20 protein-coding genes and 1 pseudogene are annotated in these 19,451 nt (G+C 51.2%); 8 read left to right on the top strand and 13 right to left on the bottom strand.

The window, feature by feature from the left end:
- Nucleotides 1-2 precede the first annotated feature (2 nt).
- From nadC to ACMZ66_RS02010, 4 genes are read right to left on the bottom strand one after another with little or no spacing between them, the layout of a single operon-like run.
- The gene (gene nadC, locus ACMZ66_RS02025) at nucleotides 3-884 is read right to left on the bottom strand and encodes a carboxylating nicotinate-nucleotide diphosphorylase (protein ID WP_063086232.1); all 882 of its coding nucleotides are present in this window, start codon (nucleotides 882-884) and stop codon (nucleotides 3-5) included.
- Entirely contained in the window at nucleotides 881-1,873 is a 993-nt protein-coding gene (locus ACMZ66_RS02020; RefSeq protein WP_175494872.1) for an ABC transporter substrate-binding protein, read from the bottom strand. Before ACMZ66_RS02020 ends, nadC begins: the two co-directional genes overlap by 4 nt.
- Complete coding sequence (locus ACMZ66_RS02015; RefSeq protein WP_223304935.1) at nucleotides 1,870-3,093, bottom strand: Gfo/Idh/MocA family oxidoreductase; 1,224 nt, start codon at nucleotides 3,091-3,093, stop codon at nucleotides 1,870-1,872. The genes ACMZ66_RS02020 and ACMZ66_RS02015 overlap by 4 nt, the downstream gene beginning before the upstream one ends.
- Entirely contained in the window at nucleotides 3,077-4,171 is a 1,095-nt protein-coding gene (locus ACMZ66_RS02010; RefSeq protein WP_223304934.1) for a PDR/VanB family oxidoreductase, read from the bottom strand. Before ACMZ66_RS02010 ends, ACMZ66_RS02015 begins: the two co-directional genes overlap by 17 nt.
- Here ACMZ66_RS02010 and ACMZ66_RS02005 point away from each other — a divergent pair.
- The 5 genes from ACMZ66_RS02005 (at nucleotide 4,160) to ACMZ66_RS01985 (ending at nucleotide 12,193) form a co-directional block, all read left to right on the top strand.
- Nucleotides 4,160-5,437, top strand: a complete 1,278-nt coding sequence (locus ACMZ66_RS02005; protein ID WP_063086236.1) for a Rieske 2Fe-2S domain-containing protein — start codon at nucleotides 4,160-4,162, stop codon at nucleotides 5,435-5,437. The two genes, ACMZ66_RS02010 and ACMZ66_RS02005, sit on opposite strands and share 12 nt — an antisense overlap.
- Nucleotides 5,438-5,623: 186 nt before the next feature.
- Nucleotides 5,624-7,105: an aldehyde dehydrogenase family protein gene (locus tag ACMZ66_RS02000; RefSeq protein ID WP_063086238.1), complete on the top strand. Its 1,482-nt coding sequence runs from the start codon at nucleotides 5,624-5,626 to the stop codon at nucleotides 7,103-7,105.
- Between the two features lie 88 nt (nucleotides 7,106-7,193).
- Nucleotides 7,194-8,177, top strand: a complete 984-nt coding sequence (locus ACMZ66_RS01995) for a TAXI family TRAP transporter solute-binding subunit (protein WP_063086240.1) — start codon at nucleotides 7,194-7,196, stop codon at nucleotides 8,175-8,177.
- Nucleotides 8,174-10,096 (top strand): TRAP transporter permease, encoded by a 1,923-nt coding sequence (locus ACMZ66_RS01990; RefSeq protein WP_063086242.1) that lies wholly within the window; start codon nucleotides 8,174-8,176, stop codon nucleotides 10,094-10,096. Before ACMZ66_RS01995 ends, ACMZ66_RS01990 begins: the two co-directional genes overlap by 4 nt.
- A 426-nt stretch (nucleotides 10,097-10,522) precedes the next feature.
- Nucleotides 10,523-12,193: a methyl-accepting chemotaxis protein gene (locus ACMZ66_RS01985; protein WP_063086832.1), complete on the top strand. Its 1,671-nt coding sequence runs from the start codon at nucleotides 10,523-10,525 to the stop codon at nucleotides 12,191-12,193.
- Nucleotides 12,194-12,276: 83 nt separating this feature from the next.
- Here the strand turns inward: ACMZ66_RS01985 and ACMZ66_RS01980 are convergent, their stop codons facing one another.
- The gene (locus tag ACMZ66_RS01980; protein WP_255356165.1) at nucleotides 12,277-12,603 is read right to left on the bottom strand and encodes a TRAP transporter small permease; all 327 of its coding nucleotides are present in this window, start codon (nucleotides 12,601-12,603) and stop codon (nucleotides 12,277-12,279) included.
- Between the two features lie 658 nt (nucleotides 12,604-13,261).
- On the opposite strand from ACMZ66_RS01980, the gene ACMZ66_RS01975 reads away from it, so the two are divergent.
- The gene (locus tag ACMZ66_RS01975; protein WP_223304932.1) at nucleotides 13,262-13,762 is read left to right on the top strand and encodes a helix-turn-helix domain-containing protein; all 501 of its coding nucleotides are present in this window, start codon (nucleotides 13,262-13,264) and stop codon (nucleotides 13,760-13,762) included.
- Nucleotides 13,763-14,129: 367 nt separating this feature from the next.
- Here ACMZ66_RS01975 and ACMZ66_RS01970 read toward each other — a convergent pair.
- From ACMZ66_RS01970 to ACMZ66_RS01950, 5 genes and pseudogenes are all read right to left on the bottom strand, one after another.
- Nucleotides 14,130-14,975 (bottom strand): annotated as a pseudogene (locus tag ACMZ66_RS01970) (YifB family Mg chelatase-like AAA ATPase); the annotation flags it as partial.
- A 100-nt stretch (nucleotides 14,976-15,075) separates the two neighbouring features.
- Nucleotides 15,076-15,483, bottom strand: a complete 408-nt coding sequence (locus ACMZ66_RS01965) for a VOC family protein (protein ID WP_416933939.1) — start codon at nucleotides 15,481-15,483, stop codon at nucleotides 15,076-15,078.
- 38 nt (nucleotides 15,484-15,521) lie between these two features.
- Complete coding sequence (locus tag ACMZ66_RS01960) at nucleotides 15,522-15,752, bottom strand: YybH family protein (protein WP_416933937.1); 231 nt, start codon at nucleotides 15,750-15,752, stop codon at nucleotides 15,522-15,524.
- A 23-nt stretch (nucleotides 15,753-15,775) separates the two neighbouring features.
- The gene (locus tag ACMZ66_RS01955; protein ID WP_416933935.1) at nucleotides 15,776-15,958 is read right to left on the bottom strand and encodes a hypothetical protein; all 183 of its coding nucleotides are present in this window, start codon (nucleotides 15,956-15,958) and stop codon (nucleotides 15,776-15,778) included.
- Between the two features lie 58 nt (nucleotides 15,959-16,016).
- Nucleotides 16,017-16,490 carry a VOC family protein gene (locus ACMZ66_RS01950; protein ID WP_416933933.1) on the bottom strand — a complete coding sequence of 158 codons (474 nt, stop codon included), beginning with the start codon at nucleotides 16,488-16,490 and terminating at the stop codon, nucleotides 16,017-16,019.
- Between the two features lie 120 nt (nucleotides 16,491-16,610).
- Here ACMZ66_RS01950 and ACMZ66_RS01945 point away from each other — a divergent pair, with 120 nt between their 5' ends.
- A complete protein-coding gene (locus ACMZ66_RS01945; protein ID WP_416933931.1) occupies nucleotides 16,611-17,090 on the top strand; it encodes a MarR family winged helix-turn-helix transcriptional regulator in 480 nt (159 codons plus the stop codon).
- 8 nt (nucleotides 17,091-17,098) lie between these two features.
- Here the strand turns inward: ACMZ66_RS01945 and ACMZ66_RS01940 are convergent, their stop codons facing one another.
- The 3 genes from ACMZ66_RS01940 to ACMZ66_RS01930 form a co-directional block, all read right to left on the bottom strand.
- The gene (locus ACMZ66_RS01940) at nucleotides 17,099-17,599 is read right to left on the bottom strand and encodes a GNAT family N-acetyltransferase (protein WP_416933929.1); all 501 of its coding nucleotides are present in this window, start codon (nucleotides 17,597-17,599) and stop codon (nucleotides 17,099-17,101) included.
- Nucleotides 17,600-17,713: 114 nt separating this feature from the next.
- Entirely contained in the window at nucleotides 17,714-17,950 is a 237-nt protein-coding gene (locus ACMZ66_RS01935) for a hypothetical protein (protein WP_416933927.1), read from the bottom strand.
- Nucleotides 17,951-18,048: 98 nt separating this feature from the next.
- Nucleotides 18,049-18,645: a TetR/AcrR family transcriptional regulator gene (locus ACMZ66_RS01930; RefSeq protein WP_416933925.1), complete on the bottom strand. Its 597-nt coding sequence runs from the start codon at nucleotides 18,643-18,645 to the stop codon at nucleotides 18,049-18,051.
- A gap of 116 nt (nucleotides 18,646-18,761) precedes the next feature.
- Here ACMZ66_RS01930 and ACMZ66_RS01925 point away from each other — a divergent pair, with 116 nt between their 5' ends.
- The gene (locus ACMZ66_RS01925; RefSeq protein WP_416933923.1) at nucleotides 18,762-19,316 is read left to right on the top strand and encodes a carboxymuconolactone decarboxylase family protein; all 555 of its coding nucleotides are present in this window, start codon (nucleotides 18,762-18,764) and stop codon (nucleotides 19,314-19,316) included.
- The last annotated feature ends 135 nt before the right edge of the window (nucleotides 19,317-19,451 follow it).

The following is a 19,451-nucleotide window of genomic DNA, read 5'->3' as shown; positions in this document are numbered from 1 at the left end:
TCCTATCCCAGTGTTACGTCGAGGCCAATATCAAGGGTTGGTGCCGAGATCGTGATTTTCGAGCTTGAGATATAATCAACCCCGGTTTCAGCAACGTCCTTGATGGTGTCGATATTGATGCCACCGGATGCTTCGATCCGCGCACGGCCGGCATTAAGGGCAACCGCCTCTTTCAGACCGTTGATGCCGAAATTATCAACCAGCACCGTTGATGCGCCCGCTGCAAGGGCTTCTTCAAGCTGTATCAGCGTGTCGACTTCGATCTCGATTACGACAAGATGGCCGACATAATTGCGGGCAGCTTCAATTGCGTTGGTGATAGATCCGCAAACGGCAATGTGGTTGTCTTTGATCAGGACGGCATCATCAAGACCAAAGCGATGGTTGGCACCGCCCCCACAGCGCACCGCATACTTTTCAAATGCGCGCAGGCCCGGTGTGGTTTTCCGCGTACAGCAAATGCGTGCCTTTGTATGAGCAATTAGATCTGCGAACTTTGCGGTTGTCGTTGCGATGCCTGACAGATGGCACAGGTAGTTTAGCGCAACGCGTTCCGATGACAGTATGGCACGTGCATTGCCGGTCACCCGGGCGATTTCATCACCCGGGGCCAGAACATCTCCATCCTTCTTGAATGCCTCAAACGCCAGCCCCGCACCGGCAAGTGCAAAGGAACTTCGTGCGAAATCGACACCACATAAACGCCCGGCTTCACGCGAGACCAAAGATACTTTTGCACTGAGATCAGGACCAATTGTTGCATCCGTGGTCAGGTCGCCGGCGCGTCCAAGATCCTCCTTAAGGGCGGCGCGAACGCCTTCCTCGATCAGAATGTGCGGCAAGGAGGGCATGACTGCAGATGTTTTTGCGATGGTATTGGTCATAGGCTGAAGACCTCACGCGTGGAGGGGTGGAAAAGCTCGTCGATCGAAAGTTTGCGCGGTGAAAGTCCTTGGCGGTAGTGATAGTCAAGGAACGTCTCGATGACTTTGCGGTTTGGCGCAACGCCATAGGGCCAAAGATCATCACCCAGAAGGTTTTTCGCGCGATCAAGCGTGTCTTCGACAAACGGCATCGTGACCTTCGTCGCGGACGTGTCGCTCAGCGCATCAAGCGCCATCTTCTTTGATTGCGAGAACGCCTTAAGCAGCGCCCCGGGAAGCCATGGATGCTGCTCAGCCAAGCTTTTGCGGACACCCAACACATGCATGATCGGGAAGATCGATGTACGTTTATAGTGGTCTTCTGCCGCTGAAATGCTGTCAGTGAACAGGCGCCCGACATGCGGGTGACCTTCGTTAAAGCATTTTGGCCAACGCGGACCAATGAAACCATCAATCTCACCGTCCATCAGCATCTGATTAAGCGTCGCACCGTCTGGCGCCTGGGTCATTTTGACATCATCGGGCAGATCAACCTTGATCTTTTCCGGCCGACCCGGCGTGTCCATGCCACCACGTACCCAATGGATGTCGGATGGTTTTACCCCATAGTCATCCTCAAGAATGCCTCTCACCCAGACATTTGCCGTCAGCTGATATTCCGCAATACCGATGCGGCGTCCTTTGAGGTCTTCGGGGCTATTGATGCCTTTGTCCGTCCGGATGTAAACCGACGTGTGGCGGAAGGCGCGCGACAGGAAGACCGGAATTGCCACATAGTGAGATTCTTCTCGTGCGAGTTTTACGCAGTAGGACGAAAATGAAAGCTCGCTGACATCGAAATCTTCGTTACGGAATGCCCGGAAGAACATTTCTTCCGGGGACAGCAGCATTGATACGGGATCTACGCCATCAATTTTGACGCGTCCATCAAAAATCGGCCTGGTGCGATCATAGTCTCCGTAGGCAAGTGAAAGTGTCAGATTACTCACGAGTTTCCTCCAATATTTGTTTTTTGTGTCTGTATTTGATGAAGCAGCTTGACCGGTGCTGCCGCTTCTGCGGATTGCAAAATCGCGTGGCACGCTTCAAGCGTGGCAAGGCCCCAGCGCCCGGTTTGTGATGGCGGAGCGTTAAAGCGGACAGCTTTAATCAAGGCGGAGTTAACGCCGGCGCGTGGGCCCATCTCCAGCGGTGCAGGAATGTATTTCTGTTCGAAATGGCCGTGCAGCCAAACCCCGTTGGGCGTAATCCGCAGATCGCCGCCGTCACACGAGACAATGATCGGGCCAAAATGTTCGTGGTTTGGCGCGGGTGGTCGTGCCGGGGTTTCGCCATATGTTCGACCGGATTTCAGGGCGGATTCTTCTTCCGGGCTTGAAACCTTGGTCAAGGCTTTGCGGGCTTGACCGTAGCTTTCAGGGTCCTTCGGATAGCCAAGTTCGCCAACCCAGCCTTGCCATACATCGGAATCAAAATGCGCGTAGCCCGAATAGGTCAAAGAGGCAAAGGCACCGCCTTCAAATGTAGCCAATGCGCTATATGCGCCTTCAGTCGGGCGGGCCGGATCCCAGTTCCCGGTGGCCGCAGTGATGGTTTTCATCATGCCGCCACCCAGAAGCCTAACAATATCAAGCTGGTGGACAGCCTGACTGAAAATCACTCCGCCGCCTTCTTCTGTGACGAGTTCCTCCGGTCGACGCGGACGATATAGGAAGTCGGTATAGTTCATTGCATGAATCATGCGGACGTTGCCGACATCGCCAGACTGAATGATCTTATGGGCCAACATTACAGCCCCATCAAAGCTGTGGCTGGGGCCCACAATCAGTTGCACGCCCGCTTTCTCACAGGCTTCGACCATTTTGATGCCGTCTTCAAGATGGATCGCAAGTGGCTTCTCAACCAAAACATGCTTTCCGGCTTTCGCAGCAATTTCCACGTGATCGACATGCATTTGATGCGGTGTGGCGATATAGACGGCTTCGACGTCCGGATCGGCGCAAATATCCTCGACGTTCTGATAGGTGCGCCCGCCAAACTCCTGCTCGAACGCCGCACGTGAAGATTCCCGCGGTGCGCATGCCGCAACAAGTTGCACCCGATCATCTGCATTGATGCTTGGCAATGTCAGCATGAACCCGCGACCAAGCCCGATGACGCCAAGGCGCAAGGGCGCCTCAAGCTTCGGCTGATTAGAGTTCGATGACAAGATTTCCCTCCCTTGCGCGGGAGACACAAATCATGATCTGGCTGTCTTTTTCTTCATCCATCAGGACCATGTCGCGATGGTCAACATCCCCTTCGATCAGCTTGCAGCGGCAAGTGCCACAGGTGCCGCTTTCACAAGAGCTTACCGTTTTGATGCCATTATCACGAAGTGCTTCGAGAACGGACCTGTCAGCAGGAACCGTGATGGTGGTATCGAGATTGGCGACTTTCACTTCAAACGGTTTATCGTCTTCGCGCACGGCATCGACGGCTTTGAAGTCTTCGAAATGCACACGCCCTTCCGGCCAATGGCCTGAGATGGCTTTGATTTCTTCCATCAAGGGGGATGGACCGCAGCAATAGACATGCCCGGCACCGGGCTCTTCGAAGTGATCCCAGAAATCATAAACCTGATTGAGATCGCCATTGTCGTGATGAAACTTAACGCGTGATCCGAATGCGTTTTTGATATCATCCAGATATGCAGTTTCCTCGGCAGATCGGGTGCAGTAGATCATCTCGAACGGCTTGCCCTGCGCAGACAGGTGATTGGCCATTGCGTAAATTGGAGTGACCCCGATTCCGCCTGCAATCAGCAAATATTTCGGTGCATTTTTGAGTGCGAACGAGTTCTCGGGTGCCTGAATTGTAATCTCGCTACCTTCAGTAGCTGACTCGTGCATTGAGGATGATCCGCCACGCGATTCAGGCTCGCGTTTCACGGCAATCACGTAGGTTTCCGGAAATTCCCCATCATTAACAAGCGAATAGCGGCGCATCGCGCCGGATGGCGTTTCGACGGTGATATGCGATCCCGGCGCAAAGGCAGGGAGTTCGATCTCATCCACGGGGGAAAGCGTAAACTCGCAAATATAAGGCGTTAGCTGACGCCGTGCCTCTACGCGCATTTTTATGCTTTCTAATTCTGTTGACATTTTTTCCTCCCGAAGTAACTTTGATGAATAAATTAGATATCTAATAATTCTTGTCAAGTCACTAGATGCCTGTAATGATGTGATATTGATTCTTTGATATCTAAGAAAACACAAAGGAGGAGAGTTCACGTTATGCTCAGCCATGAAGAGAATGACCTGTTAACCCGCGTCTCGGGTGATGCGCCAATGGGGAAGCTGATGCGCCAGCACTGGACGCCGGTTTGCCTCATTGAAGAAGTTGCCGAAGCGGATGGCAAACCGCTGCTGGTGGAGGCGATTGGCAATCGCTATGTCGCCTTTCGGGATTCAAACGGAAAGCTTGGTCTTCTTGATGAGCTCTGCCCGCACAGACGTGCATCTCTGGTTTTTGGTCGTAACGAAGATTGCGGACTGCGGTGCCTCTATCACGGCTGGAAGTTCGATGTTGAAGGCAACTGTGTTGCCATGTCGTCCGAACCCGAAGGCAGTCCGCTACATGAGAAGGTAAAGCACAAGTCTTACAAGACCGTCGAATGGGGGGGCTTTGTTTGGGCATGGCTTGGCGAAGAAGAAGACATGTATCCGTTTTCGCCACCTGCATTTGCCCCGACCGAAGATACCCAGGTTTCAATCCTGAAAATCAGGATTCCGGCCAACTGGGCGCAGATTACCGAAGGGCAGATCGATTCCGCACATTCGTCCAGTTTGCATTCATCGGATATGAAGCCGGCCCGCGTTGAAGGCGCTTCCGCGGATGATCAGGCATGGTACCGCCCTTCGACGGATAAATCTCCGCGCATGCAGACCCAAACGACCAGCTACGGCTTCCACTATGCTGCGATCCGTAAGCCGATCAAAAATCCTAGTACCCATAACTATCTTCGTATTACCGAGTATATTGCACCCTATACATCTCTGATCCCGCCGAATAACAATTATAATGTTGCGAGTGTTATCGTTCCTATTGACGATGAAACCACTCATTTCCATTTCATTGCCTGGGGTGGAAAGGCCTGTCCGACAACCGAAGAGTGGCGAAAATTCAATCACGCACAAAAAGGCATTCACCTTGATGATCGTTGGGTCTCCCAGCGTCAATTGCACAATAATTTCCTGCAGGATCGCCAGGCTATGAAGCTCGGGAGTTTCACGGGTGTTAAGGGTATTCCCAATCAGGATATTGTGATGTGGGTATCTATGGGTGCCATTGTTGATCGATCGGTAGATATTCTTGGGGCTTCCGATCTCGCGATTGTCGAGTTTCGCCGCTTGATGGTTGATGCAGCCAGAAAAGTTGCTGCCGGTGGCGATGCGATCGGTACCGTCGAGCCAAGAATTCCGCATGCAGACATCGCTTCGCGCGAGGGGGTCTATCCGCAGACAGTGGATTGGCGAACTCTTGTGGAAGAGAAAAGTGTCGCTGCCGAATAAGGTTTTGATAGCAGGTTCGTTTGTGAGCCTGCTATTTTTTTCGAACAAAACTAAGATATCTAATTTTATGGTTGACTGATCTCCTTTGCTGCCATTTAATTTAGATATCTTATAAAAAAGACCAGAGAGACCTTTCCGTGATTACAAAAAATAATAAACACGGAAATTCCCGGGAGGAAAAATCACATGAAGCAGGTAGTCGCCGCTTCTGCAGCCCTGGGCACATTGCCCAACAAACTCCCCCAAGGGGTTTATTATGGTGGAGCTTGGCATAGAAGTTCTAGCCAGCAGATACCGGTTTATTCCCCATCGACCGGACAAGAAGTTGCCAAAGTTGACAGTGCCGGCGAGGAAGAACTTGAAGCCGCTGTAAAAGCTGCAACTGCAGGTCAGAAAATTTGGGCGAAGACGATCCCTTTGGAACGGTCGCGTGTTATGCGCGAAGCTGCAAGCAAGATCAAGGAGCACAAGGAAGAACTCGCGCGACTTGACGCTCTCGACAGCGGTAACTCGTTGCGGGGGATGCTGTTTGACGTGGATATCGCAGTTACCTTGATGGAATTCTTTGCGGGCTTGGCCACGGAGATTAAAGGTGAGACCGTCCCGGTTGGGGCGGGGAAAGTGAACTATGTTGTGCGAGAGCCTGTTGGTGTCGTGGCACGCATCGTCCCATTTAATCACCCGCTGATGTTCGCCTGCGCAAAGCTTGCGCCGCCAATCATGGCTGGCAACAGTGTGATCATCAAACCATCGGAAGAAACACCGCTTTCAAGCCTAAAGGTTGCCGAACTTATTGGCGGACTTTTCCCACCAGGCGTTTTGAATGTGCTGAATGGCGGCCCTGATCTGGGGGCAGGACTTTCAACCCATCCCGGTATCGCCAGCGTCAGCGTTGTCGGCAGTGCCGCAACCGGGCGTGCCGTCATGCGTCAGGCTGCCGATACACTTAAACATGTGTCATTGGAACTGGGCGGAAAGAACGCACTTGTCATGTTCCCGGATGCGGATGTTGAAAAGGCTGTTCAAAGCGCGGTCAAGGGCATGAACCTGCCATGGACAGCAGGACAGTCTTGTGGCTCGACCAGTCGGGTATTCGTCCATGAAAGCCTATATGATCCCGTCGTTGATCAGTTGGCCGCCGCATTTGATGCAGTAAAGCCGGGCGATCCACTCTCACCTAGTACCGAAATGGGCTGTCTCTCGACGCGCGGTCAGTATGACAAGGTCCGCGGTTACATAGAAATAGCGCAGAATGAAGGTGCCAGGATGGTGGCGGGCGGCGATGTACCCGAAGAGCTGTCTCATGGCTTCTTTGTTCGACCGACTGTATTTGCTGACGTCACCCCCGATATGCGCATTGCGCAAGAAGAAGTGTTCGGACCGGTGCTGAGCGTCCTCAAATGGAGTGACTATGACTCCCTGATCGAAGCGGTAAATGGGGTTGATTACGGGCTCACTGCCTCGGTTTGGACGCGCGATATCTCACAAGCTATGCGTGCAGTTGATGACATTTGCGCCGGGTATGTCTGGGTCAACAATTCCAGCGACCATTTCCTTGGCACACCGTATGGCGGGATGAAGCAATCCGGCATCGGACGCGAAGAATGCTTGGGCGAGATGCTGTCTTACACCGAGCAAAAGAACGTCAATATCACTTTCGAGGCCTGATGCCGTTCCAGTGGGACCTTTGACGGTCGGCATCCAATAAAAATAACAGAAATTATAAATTGAGATCTTACCCATTAGGGAGGAAAGAATGAGGCTTTTAACTCTTGCCGCGGCTATTGGACTGGCCTTCGGCGTTAACACTGCACAGGCTGAACCGGTAAACCTGACGCTCTCAGGTGGCAATCCGGGTGGCTTGTGGTCCCTTCTCGGCGCAGGTATCGACCGTGCCGTAAAACAATCAGACCCAAATTCCGTTGTAACATATCAGGCAACTGGTGGTGGATTTGCAAATATTGGTTTGCTGGGAGCAAACCGGACGGATACGGGATTAGTTCACAACGCTGAAGTGAAGATTGCTCTGGCAGGTGAAGAACCCTTCAAGGCTCCTGTAAACAACATGCGTGCAATTGGTTACATGTATAATTGGGCGCCGATGCATTTCTTCTTGGCGAAGTCGATTGCCGACGAATACAACATCGATAGCCTCGACGATCTTGCAACAGCAAAAGCACCGGTGCGTATTGGTGTAAACCGTTCGGGTAACATTACGTCCAACGTAGCGTTGTTCATGCTCGAACAAGCTGGGTTAACCACGGAAGCTGTTGAGGCAAATGGTGGACGCATTGTTCAGGCCGGGGCAAACGACCAGGCAGAACTGCTGAAGGATGGTCGTATCGACATTGTTACCAATGGTGTCTTTGTTCTTCATTCCTCATTCCGCGCAATTGACGAAAACAATGAAGTCATTGTCCTCGACATTCCCCAGAATGTAATTGATGCCACGAATGCCCGTTTCGGAACTCAAACTTATACAATCCCCGGAGGAAGTTATTCCAATCAGCCAAATGATGTCGAAACGTCGGCCCTTGGTGCTCTTCTGGTGGCGACGGATCAGATGGAGGAAGAAACTGCATATGACCTTACCAAGGCTTTGATTGCAAATGTTGACGAGATCAAGGCGGTTCACGGTTCTATGAAGGCGCTGACCCCGGAGCTTATGGCTGATCAGGATGTTCTGCCGTTCCATCCCGGTGCAGAACGGGCATATCGCGAGGCAGGACTTCTCAAATGATGAAGTCACTTGTAAACACAGGCCGCAAACGTACGTTTGCGGCCCTACCCCACAAAGTTCTGATCAGCTTGGCGGCGCTATTTGCGATCGGGGTTATTTACGGCAACCTCTTCGTTATCTCGGACCCGCTTATAATTGGCATTCTGTTTCTTAGCGCCTTGTTCTCGATGCTCTTCTTGGTGGTCGGTGCAACAACTAATGCACGGGACAAACCGACCATTATTGATTGGGTGTTAAGTGTACTGAGCCTCGCTACCGGAGTGTTTTTCCTTGTGAATGCAAGTGTGATTTCAAGCCGGATTACTTTGCTTGAAGAGCTTACACCTGCTCAACTTTTCTTCGGGTCGTCACTTCTATTCTTGTCACTTGAAGCGACGCGTCGCACGACGGGTGCAGGTCTTACGATCGTTGTTCTCGGTTTTATGGCCTACAACCTGTTCGGTCACTTGCTACCCCCGCCCTTTGGGCACGGAGTGATCGAATACACCTACCTGCTGGATGCGCTAATCTTTACAACGGACGGTGTCTTTGGTGTCCCGATCCAGGTTGTCGCTAGCTATGTTTTCCTATTTGTTCTGTTCGGGACGTTGCTGTCATTTGCTGGCGGAGGGGACTTCTTCTTTAACCTTGCTGCCTCGCTGACTGGAAAGAGCCCCGGTGGTCCAGCAAAGGTCGCTGTTATCTCATCAGGCATGTATGGAACGATTTCAGGCAGTCCCGTATCTGATGTCGTCGCGACGGGCTCGATAACGATCCCAATCATGAAGCGCCTTGGCTATTCATCGCGTTTCGCCGGCGCAGTTGAAGTTGCTGCATCCACAGGTGGCAGCGCCATGCCGCCTATCATGGGCTCAGCCGCGTTCATTCTTGCTGAGTACACAGGGTTTGCGTATCGCGAAGTCGTCTACGCCGCGATTATTCCAGCGATCCTTTACTATCTTGGCGTTTTCTCGCAGGTTCACTTGCGCGCGGTCAAACGCGATCTGCGCTCCTATCCAGATGATGTCCCTACGCTTAAGGCAACCCTCATTAATGGCTGGATGTTTATTGTCCCGATCGCGGTGATCATACTCGCACTGTCGCTTGGTTATTCGCCAACCATGACGGCAGGCTTGGGAGCTGCTTCTGTCGTCATTGCAGCGGCTTGCTCTGCGCGAACCCGCATGAGCGTTTGGCGTGTAGTTGAAGGCCTTGGTGAAACCACACTGCGCATCCTCCCCGTTGCTGGCGCGTGCGCGGCTGCGGGACTTGTAATCGGAGGTCTGTCTATGACGGGCCTTGGCATGAAAGCGGCAAACGTGATCATGACAATCAGTGGTGCGGATCCGGTTATCACCTTGATGATTTCCGCTGTGGTGACCATCATTCTCGGTTTAGGGATGCCAACACCAAGTGCTTACATTCTTGCAGCAGTTCTCGTTGGGCCAGCACTTTCAAAGTTGGGATATCCGCTTCTTGAGTCTCATATGTTCTTGCTTTACTACGCGATCCTGTCGGCCTTGACGCCACCGATTGCGGTTGCGGCGCTGGCGGCAGCGGCCATTGCAGAAGAGGATCCATTCAAGATTGCGTTTGATGCAGTCAAACTTGCCGCAGTCGGCTTTCTGCTGCCATTCGTCTTTATTTGGAATCCTGCTATCATCGGTTCCGGTTCATCCATTGAGATTGGGCTTGCCGTGATCGGCGGTGTTATCGGAACGATTTCACTGGCGGCTGCAATAGAGGGCTATATGAATGGCACTCTGTCGCGGCTAATGAGAAGCCTGTTCATTTGCGTCGCTGTTGGCAGTGTCGCGCCGTACATGCTCGTATCTTTGGGTGCGATTGTTGTGGGCAGTGCACTACTTGCACGAAACTACTTCTCAACGTCACCCTCCTCAGCGAAAGAGGCGAAGGATCAAAAAGTTCCTGGAGCTTGATGCGTTCCAGTTGTGCAAGGGAGGTGTGCGCATATGCTTCATGCCTCCCTTTTTTTCGCGATGTCATAGGGCTGTTTGATATTGCATTTTCCCGAGATTGGACTTTTTACCGGCAGCTTTATGCTGCGGAGCTCATGGTCACTGCATTTTACCGATCCCGTTTCGTCTATAGTTATCCCAGTGCTGCATCCCGACCGTCGATTAGGGTAAGCGTCGCGGTTAGTTTTGTGCGTAGCGGATTACTCGCGTGCGCATGTCTATTTCCAGCCTCAGGAGATGTTTATCCTGGCTGACGCGACTTCATTTACTGAAATAAAATGGCATAATATCTTCGATCTCTAATTATAAAAGGGCCAATGACACATCTGGCTTAGAATAACAATTGGAAGCAGCAGCCAGCGAATGCTGGCCGTTCGGAGGAAAGCGATGACTAATCTAATGCGTAACTTAAAAATCTCGACAAAAGTTTTCGGAGGCTTTGCGCTCATCCTGTTGCTTCTGGCAACCGTTGCCGTGTTAGGCGTCGTTTCCATGAGTAGTGTGGGGACAGACTTTACGCGTTACAGAGAAGTTGTTCTCCAATCAAATCAAGCGGTCCGTGTGCAGGAGAAGCTGTTGGAGGCACGGGTGGCAGTTAAAGATTATCTATTAAGCAATAGCCCTGAAGATGCCCAAATAGTACTTGATATGCTCGACACGACTAAGCTGTTGAATCAAGAACTAGGGTCTTTACTGTCCGAAGGAAACCGAAAAGAGGCCTCGAGAGTAGTTTCAGATAACTTGACAGCATATTCTGAATCTTTTGAAGAAATCGTTTCGCTCTCGGTTTTTGATCCAGTACGTGGCGATTTGGTTTCCAATGAGTTAGAGCGTATCGGGCCGATTGTTGCCAGTGAGTTAGAAGACCTCAAGCTTGACGTAAAAGCAGAGCAAGATGAGATCGGCCCGCGCGCTGCTGCTGCATCTAAAAGATCTGTTTTGATCAGCGAGATACTAGCGGGTGCTGCAATCATCATTGGTGTAATTTTCGCGTGGTTAATTGGGAGGGGCATCTCTCAACCTATCGTGCAAATTACTGAAGTGATGAAAAAGTTAGCTGCGGGGGACAAAGAAGCAAATGTTCCAGGTGAGCATCGTGGAGATGAAATTGGAGAAATGTCTCAAGCAGTATTGGTGTTCAAAGAAAACATGATTCGTGCTGATCAGCTTGCCACGAAAGAAGCTGAAGCGCTAAAATTAAGAGAAAAACGAGCCGAGAAGATAAGCGAACTTACCGCCGAGTTTGACAGTGAAATGGCTTTTGTGCTCAAAGCCCTCGTAACTGCGGCCAAGGAAATGCAATCGACTGCGACTGGAATGACCAATACTGCAGAAGAGACAAGTCGGCAAGCTGGGATAGTTGCGACAGCGGCCGAACAGGCCTCGACTAACGTTCAAACAGTAGCGAGTGCAACTGAAGAGTTAAGCGCTTCGATTAGCGAAATAAATCAACAGGTGGGGCAGTCATCCACGGTTGCAGCTCGAGCCGTTGTAAATGCGGAAGAAACGAATGTCCGGGTACGTGGGTTGGCGGATGCAGCGCAAAAGATTGGTGACGTTGTTGGACTGATTAGCGATATTGCCGAGAAAACTAACCTTCTTGCTCTAAATGCGACGATTGAGGCTGCTCGTGCTGGTGACGCGGGTAAGGGTTTCGCTGTGGTGGCTGCAGAAGTCAAGAATTTGGCGACAGCGACATCAAAAGCAACTGATGAGATTACTGCGCAGGTTTCAAATATCCAAAGTGAGACTGATGGTGCGGTTGAGGCAATCGCTGCAATCTCTTCCACTATCTCGGAGATTAGTGAAGTTTCGGCAGCAATTGCAAGCGCTGTTGAGCAACAGGGAGCTGCTACACTCGAGATCACTCGCAACGTCCAAGAAGCCGCTGGGGGTACCACCGAAGTCACTAGTAGTATTATTAGTGTGAATGAAGCTGCGGTTTCGACAGGTGGAGCAGCTGAACAAGTATTAGATGCTTCGGGCAGTTTATTACATGAAACAGACAAATTGCGTGAGAAAGTGCAAGCATTCCTGAGTTCTGTTCGAGCAGTCTAACTGTCAAACATCCTTTCGAAGTGTCAGGGCCGAGATAAAAGTTATTTGAGTGATATCCGTTGCTTGTGATTCATTTGTCTTTGTCATGGAAATGGCGGGGTGAGCGCCCTCGACTTACCTTCAATCAGTTCAGTGCGCAGTGCTGTCAGTAATGATAAAATCAGTCTCCGGATCATGCTGTAAGAGGCGGGGATAACTGACCGCGCCCAAGGGGGCAGGAAGAGTTTTCCTCCATAATAGATTAGCGCAATGGCAAATATAATCCCGAGGGCCATGGCAATCGCATGTAACGCCGGAACGTATTTTTCCGGGACAAAAGCATCAAGGAAATCGACCGAAATATGACTTCCGAGCCGGATGCCGATACTGATACCCACGAAGCTCACGACAATGATTGCATAGCCAACAATTGTTTCAATCTAGAGACGGAGCATTATACCGGTTATGAATGATACCCGATGTTCAACCTGATTTTCTTTTTTGTTTCATGATGAGAGTGACTGCATGTCAGTCTGATTTCAAAGGTGTTGTTTTGAGCACGCTTAATGGGCGATTTATTGATTGTACAGACCTCATACCTGGGGTGTTTTGTGATCGGGGATTTATTGACAATACCGTCAATAAATCACACATTGGTTCAGCTGATACCGAGTTGGTTCTATCTAAAGCAATCACCTCTCAATTAGAGAAGCCGCCTTTGATCCAGACTAACCACCTGGTAGGCGGCTTCTTGCGTTTTAGAAAGGTCAGCGCGCCAACGGATTTTCTGCAGTAGCCTATCTAATTGTCAGCAGATAACCGAGACGAAAAGCTTTGCAATCCTCCACGCAAAACGTCCGATAGTTTCTCCCACACCCCGTTTGAGGAAGGATGATTGAGAGCTCCATTCTCAGAAAATTTGAAAGGCAGCACAATGTAGATAAGCTGATTGCGCTTTAATAGTGCAGAAGAGAGCTGATCACTTACATTTCTTCACTATCAAAATGCTCAAACATGAATAGCAACAGCTCCCGAATTTGCATTATTTAGAATATTATTCTCTCAATGCGTCCGCGGAATCAGACAAGCATGCCTTCTAAACAGCCAGACGATAATCGCCGTCGCAAACCAATGCGTAACGGACGGCGAAAAACAAAAACAGTAGGACCTCACCCAATTGATCTTCATGTCGGTAGAAGATTGCGCGAGCTCCGCATGCTTAACGGTTTCGGGCAGACAGAAATTGCTAAACTTTTGGGTATTACTTTCCAGCAGGTTCAAAAGTATGAGCGGGGAACCAATCGAGTAAGTGCATCAAGGCTATATGATATTGCCCAAGCACTCAAAGTTCCGGTCAGTTATTTCTACGATGACATACCACGCGATCTTACTGACAAGTCTATTGCTCAACGCAACAAGATTGTTACTCAACTCTTCGTTTCTCGTGAGGACCCTATGCAGCGGCGAGAAACTTTAGAACTTGTACGCAGTTATTACGGTGTTGAGGATGATGTGTTGCGTGAACGGATATTTGAACTGATAAAATCGATCTCGAAATACAACAGCAGCAAAACAGACAGGGGTATCTGAATAGCTAGCCGATACGACGGAGTTCTCAACGGATCAAAGCGATCCCGAAAACTCCGTTTGATACGATCACTAGGGCGTCCGCATCGGATAAATCAAGTTAAATAAAAAAAGCGGCGCAACCTAAGTCACCCGCTCCAATTCTCTTGCTGCAGGGTTTTCTCGCTAGCACGAGGGAACTGATCCCGCAACTCACACTATGACTAATATAAAAATTATATGGTGCTGTTCAATTAAATTCGTATGTGAAACTGAATACTGTCTTCACAACGAAAATTTGAGATTCACCCGTACCATTTTGGCATTCTCATATTTTCCGACACAAGTTCTCATATTTAATTTTACAGTCTCATATTTTGTGTTCATTTACACCACCGCCGACAAGGGCTGGCATAGAGGCAGAGTGATGAGGTTGGCGAAATGGTCGTGTGCGAATAAGTCCGCCTTCCGGTAACATTCCGGATACGGAATGGATGACTGTGGTTTCCAATGCCTGTCTGGCATCAAGGTCGGGCAAAATACCGGGCAGGCGGGCCGCCAGCATTGATTTCCCCGATCCGGGTGGCCCCGACATCAAAAGGTTATGGCCACCTGCTGCTGCGATCTCAAGCGCACGTTTGGCACTTTCCTGGCCCTTGATGTCACGTAAATCACCATGGAAATCAGGCACTTCACCCTCATCACGCGGACGCGGACGTGACAGGATTTGCGTTCCTTTGAAATGATTGATCAGGCTGATCAGATTGCTGGGGGCGAGAATTTCAAGATCACCAGCCCAAAGGGCTTCGGCTCCATTGAGGTGCGGGCATATGATCCCGCATTCCTGCATCCCGGCCTCCATGGCGGCAGGCAAAACGCCGCCAACCTTGGTGATGCTGCCATCCAGACCCAATTCGCCCAGCACCAGAAAGCGTTCGATATCCTCATGCCCGATCACATCCATCTCGGCGAGAATGCCAAGCGCAATCGGCAAATCGAAATGCGATCCTTCTTTCAAAAGATCCGCCGGGGCAAGATTGATGGTGATCCGTTTGGGTGGCAGGGCCAATCCCATGGCCGAAAGGGCAGACCTGACCCGTTCGCGGGCCTCGGACACGGCCTTGTCAGGCAGGCCGACCACAGTAAAGGACGGCAGGCCACTTGCCATTTGCACCTGAACATCAACAGGGATGGTTTCAATCCCGGCAAAGGCAACTGTGGTAACCCGTGCTGTCAATTCGCCTGACCCCCATAACCCCAAGTTGCACTACTTTGACGGGAAATGGGGATCAAGGCAACATATCGTTCAATGACAGGAACTTGGCTGGCAATCGGGCTTATGCCGGTTCCATATCGGTATTGATCATCCAGGGCGTGCCAAACTTGTCATTTACAAGACCAAAACCTTTTGACCAGAAGGTTTCTTCAAACGGCATGATCACCGTGCCACCGGCCGCAAGACCGTCGAAATATTCGCGCGCCTTCTCGGCATTTGGCGCGTGGATGGAAATATTCATGCCCTTCATGACCTCAAAATTACCCGGCGGGCAATCTGATGCCATGATGTTCCAACCATCGCCGACCAGACAGGCATGCGCCATCTTGTCGGCCAGATCGGGCATGTCGCCTGCCATCGGGGTCTCGCCATAGGCCATGGTGATAAGTTCCCCACCCAGAACGGATTGATAAAACTCCATCGCCGGGCGGCAATTACCATCAAAGTTCAAGTAGCTGATCACTTTCATCGGGGCTTCCTTTGTAAATTTGGTTTGGTGGGCACGGCTTATGGCTCCAGTCCGAACTGGGCTTCGCCATTGTCGAAATCAAACGGCACAGAGAAATGCTCATGGGCGATGCGCCATTGGCCATCGCGCTTTTCAAGGTGGTAGCTTGAGCGCATCCAGCTTGCCTGTTCGGTGCCATCATCCTTGCGAATGCCACATCGGATCAGGAAACGTGCAACACCAAGATGGCCCGACACACGAATATCGGGTTCCTGCATTTCGACAATCATGTCCGCGTCTTTGGGCAGGCATTTTACCCAATGTGCGCGGTAATCGGTGGTCCCGTAAATTGCAACGGTGCAACCGCGTCATAGGAACAGATATCAGGGTGATATAGGTCCATGATCGCATCGATATCCATGTTGCGATTGGCGTTTGCCCATTGGTCGAATAATTCGGCAATTGCCTGCTTATCCTTGGACTGTTTTTCAGACATCCGACATATCCTTGCGTTGGTGGTGCGAGGGAGTTTGGTCTTTGAAGTCGTTAGTGTTTCAGCCGGGCTGGACCGCGCGTTCAAGGGCTGCGATATCAATCTTTTGCATGGTCATCATCGCGGTCGCGGCACGCGCGGCAATGTTCGGGTCCGGATCAGTCATAAGGTCGATCAGGCGGGTCGGGGTGATTTGCCAGAAAACACCAAATCGATCCTTTACCCAGCCGCAATCGCGCGGCTCGCCGCCTTCGGACAGGCAATCCCAGTAATAGTCGACCTCTGCCTGATCCTTACAATCAACAACGAATGAAACGGCTTCGGTAAACCTGAAATCTGACGGGAAATTAAAAGCAGTGAAATGCTGCCCAAACAGTTCAAACCCGATCGTCAGAACGCTTCCTTCCGGGCCGGGACCAGCGGCACTTGCCCGCATGATCTTGCCAATCTTGGCATCGGCGAAAACAGAACAATAGAAATTCACGGCTTCTTCTGCGGTTTGATTGAACCACAAAAAGGGGCTGATCTTCTGCATGGGGCATCCTCCTTGCCTGGCAGAATGGGTCGGTTGGGCGGCAGCGATCAAACGGTGCATTTATCAGCGTTTTATTGTTTTCCCGTTTGACAAAAACGTTGATATCAACATAATTATCCCATGTCAAAAGAAGATTTCAACCATAGCGATCAGAAGGTCCCGTTTGCCGATACCATAATGGTGCGGGACTCGTGCCTTTGCCTGCATGTCAGACGGGCGGCACGCACCATCGCAAGACGGTTTGATGATGCCTTTCGTCCGCTTGATCTGACCAGCGGGCAATATTCACTTTTAATGTCACTAAACCGACCCTATCCACCGCATATGAAAGACGTCGCTGATCTTCTGGCGATGGACCGAACGACCCTGACCGCCAATCTCAAACCGCTTGAACGGCGCGGACTGCTTGAAATCACCCCCGATCCAAAGGACAAACGCGGGCGTCTTTTGACCCTGACCAAGGATGGCAGTGCACTTTTGGCACGTGCCTTTCCGATCTGGCAGAAAACCCAGCGCGATCTGGAAAGCCTTGTTGCAAGCTCCAACGCGGAACAGCTGCTTTCTGATCTGATCAGCCTGTCGCAAGAATCCGGGAAATAGAAAACCCGCTAGGCGGTTTGAAGCCGGAATTTTTGAAACGTTTGATTTTCGAAACAAATATCTTCTTCAAACACCGCACCGATCCGCTTTAACGCACCAAGCTTTGTGCGCGTGGGTGGCAAAAGGAAGGTGACCGAAGGAATGCGGGTATCTGCCCTGGCAATTTCAAGCGCCTTGCGTGTAATCGCCATGCCAAGCCCGAAGCAATCAGGGCGCAAAACAAGTCCGTAATCCCAGTCATCGCCTTCTTTCTGAAAACCACCCCATCCGACATAGTCATCATTGATCAGAATGGCGAGATGCCCAAGACCGTCACGCTTCCAATAGTCATTTTTCACCGCGATAAACCGCTGATAATCCGCCATACCCCACGGCCCATCCAGCAGCGGCATATGTTCTGCCATGCGCGGATCTGACATATGTTCAATGATCGTTTCCGGTGCGATGTCTTCTAACCGGACAAAGCGGATCGACTGATCAAATACGGGCGTTCTGAACTTCGATGGCATCTGGGCAAGACCGGACAAACAAAAGGCGCAAGGAGCGGGAAACTCCATTGCGCCGTTTGGCAGCCAGATTGTCAATCGACAAGCCCATCACAGGCCATCACATCTTGGCGGGTATCAGTCCTTGGTCGCGCCGTCAGTGTCGCGTGGGGGCAAGAATTCCTTACGGCACGGAACGGCTTCTTCATCGACCACGGTCCAGCCGAAATTGCGAAACTTGCCAAAGCTTGCCTTTTTCATGGTGATGCCGCTGGCGGCATGTTTGCGCACTTCGCTGGCGTCTTCGCCATCGATCCGGGCAGCACGGGCCCAGGCACGTTCACGCATGGCTTTGGTGATTGTCGGTTCGGTCATGTCTGATTTCTTCGTTCGATGGCAAAAGATCAAAGGTCAGGGCGATATCATGCCCATGCAGGTTTGTCGTATTTAATTGGGGATGGTACCCAATTTTTTCACCCGGCGCGAAGTCGTTCCAGATTAGAAACGATATCTTCGCGCAGGTGATCGATGTCTTCCTCAGACAATCCACCCTCGATCATTCCGCGTGCGCCTGTGATGCTGGCTTGCAGCTGCAGCGCAGCGCGATGCGGGTCAACTGATTGGGAAATCTCACCTTTTTCCTGCGCCAACGCGAATGCCTGTGCAAACAGTTTCGCCATGCCCGACAAACGTGCATTTGCCAGTTGCTTAAGATCAGACTCTTCATCTGCCAGCTCGAGCGTGGTTTTGAATATCATACAGGCATTTGATGGCACGCATTGATCGCGCGATGCGGTGATGTTGCGCACATAGCTGATTAAGGCATCCAACGGCGATCCCGCCGCATCCACGTAAGTTTGAAATTCTGCCTGAACGCCCTGGGAATAATGCTCAAGCGCCTCGGCAAACAGATCTTTCTTGCTTCCAAAGGCGGCATAGATGCTGCCGGGCTTAAGCGAAAGCGCTGCTTCGATATCCTTTAACGAGGTCGCATGAAACCCCTTGCGCCAGAAAAGGTCCCTCGCACTTGAAAGGGCATCTTCGCGATTGAATGAACTGGGTCTGGCCACGCCACTGCCTTGTTATTGAGTGATTACTCAAAAATAGCTTGCAATCTGAAAACCGTCAAGTTAGCGTTCGCTCATAGTTATTGAGCAATCACTCAACAATCCCGGAGACACAGACCATGTCTGACTTTACCCTCTACGATATCGAAACCGCCCCTGCCAACTCAAAGCCGCTTTTGCAAAAGTCCATTGATGGCTTTGGGATGATCCCCGGTCTGCATGCTGTCATGGCCGAAGCCCCGGCACTTCTTGATGGTTATCAGAACCTGCACCGCCTGTTTCAAACCACAAGCTTTGACGCCGAGGAACTTACCGTCGTCTGGCTGTCCATCAATGTTGAACATGCCTGTCATTACTGCGTTCCGGCCCATACCGGCATTGCCCATATGATGAAGGTTGATGGCGCGATCATTGATGCCCTGCGCGATGAAACCCCGCTTCCGACCGCAAAGCTTGAAGCATTGCGCACCTTCACCCTTGCCGTTACCCGCGAACGCGGCAATGTCAGTGAAGAACAGCTCAATGCCTTTTATGAAGCGGGTTACGGCCAGCAGCAGGTGCTTGAGATCATTTTGGGTCTGGCGCAGAAAGTGATGTCAAATTACGTCAATCACATCGCCAAAACCCCGGTTGATAAGCCGTTCCAGAAATTCGCCTGGGAAAAGGCGCAGTAATCACCGACCGGCGCACAGCCGATCTACCATCCTGGTTGGTGAACTGGACCCCATTTCCCCCACCCCGATCCAGTCAGCAGCCCGAACGGTCCGGCCTTGTGCCGGGCCGTTTCTTTAATCTTTTGGGGTCAGAAA

Origin of the sequence: Thalassospira sp. (assembly GCF_048059015.1) — a bacterium.
Classification (GTDB): Bacteria; Pseudomonadota; Alphaproteobacteria; order Rhodospirillales; family Thalassospiraceae; genus Thalassospira.
Note: the sequence above shows the minus strand (reverse complement) of the source record. Positions and strands in the feature narration are given on the sequence as shown.

What these genes read in the sequence shown, in the direction of transcription:
- ACMZ66_RS01960 (WP_416933937.1), bottom strand. Translation starts at nt 15,752, where the DNA reads ATGATTGTCGAAATGCAGGAACCCGATATTCGTGTGTCGGGCCATCTT.
- ACMZ66_RS01990 (WP_063086242.1), top strand. Translation starts at nt 8,174, where the DNA reads ATGATGAAGTCACTTGTAAACACAGGCCGCAAACGTACGTTTGCGGCC.
- ACMZ66_RS01925 (WP_416933923.1), top strand. Translation starts at nt 18,762, where the DNA reads ATGTCTGACTTTACCCTCTACGATATCGAAACCGCCCCTGCCAACTCA.
- ACMZ66_RS01950 (WP_416933933.1), bottom strand. Translation starts at nt 16,490, where the DNA reads ATGCAGAAGATCAGCCCCTTTTTGTGGTTCAATCAAACCGCAGAAGAA.
- ACMZ66_RS02005 (WP_063086236.1), top strand. Translation starts at nt 4,160, where the DNA reads ATGCTCAGCCATGAAGAGAATGACCTGTTAACCCGCGTCTCGGGTGAT.
- ACMZ66_RS01965 (WP_416933939.1), bottom strand. Translation starts at nt 15,483, where the DNA reads ATGAAAGTGATCAGCTACTTGAACTTTGATGGTAATTGCCGCCCGGCG.
- ACMZ66_RS01940 (WP_416933929.1), bottom strand. Translation starts at nt 17,599, where the DNA reads ATGCCATCGAAGTTCAGAACGCCCGTATTTGATCAGTCGATCCGCTTT.
- ACMZ66_RS01995 (WP_063086240.1), top strand. Translation starts at nt 7,194, where the DNA reads ATGAGGCTTTTAACTCTTGCCGCGGCTATTGGACTGGCCTTCGGCGTT.
- ACMZ66_RS01955 (WP_416933935.1), bottom strand. Translation starts at nt 15,958, where the DNA reads ATGTCTGAAAAACAGTCCAAGGATAAGCAGGCAATTGCCGAATTATTC.
- ACMZ66_RS01945 (WP_416933931.1), top strand. Translation starts at nt 16,611, where the DNA reads ATGTCAAAAGAAGATTTCAACCATAGCGATCAGAAGGTCCCGTTTGCC.
- nadC (WP_063086232.1), bottom strand. Translation starts at nt 884, where the DNA reads ATGACCAATACCATCGCAAAAACATCTGCAGTCATGCCCTCCTTGCCG.
- ACMZ66_RS01985 (WP_063086832.1), top strand. Translation starts at nt 10,523, where the DNA reads ATGACTAATCTAATGCGTAACTTAAAAATCTCGACAAAAGTTTTCGGA.
- ACMZ66_RS02010 (WP_223304934.1), bottom strand. Translation starts at nt 4,171, where the DNA reads ATGGCTGAGCATAACGTGAACTCTCCTCCTTTGTGTTTTCTTAGATAT.
- ACMZ66_RS01975 (WP_223304932.1), top strand. Translation starts at nt 13,262, where the DNA reads ATGCCTTCTAAACAGCCAGACGATAATCGCCGTCGCAAACCAATGCGT.
- ACMZ66_RS02000 (WP_063086238.1), top strand. Translation starts at nt 5,624, where the DNA reads ATGAAGCAGGTAGTCGCCGCTTCTGCAGCCCTGGGCACATTGCCCAAC.
- ACMZ66_RS01935 (WP_416933927.1), bottom strand. Translation starts at nt 17,950, where the DNA reads ATGACCGAACCGACAATCACCAAAGCCATGCGTGAACGTGCCTGGGCC.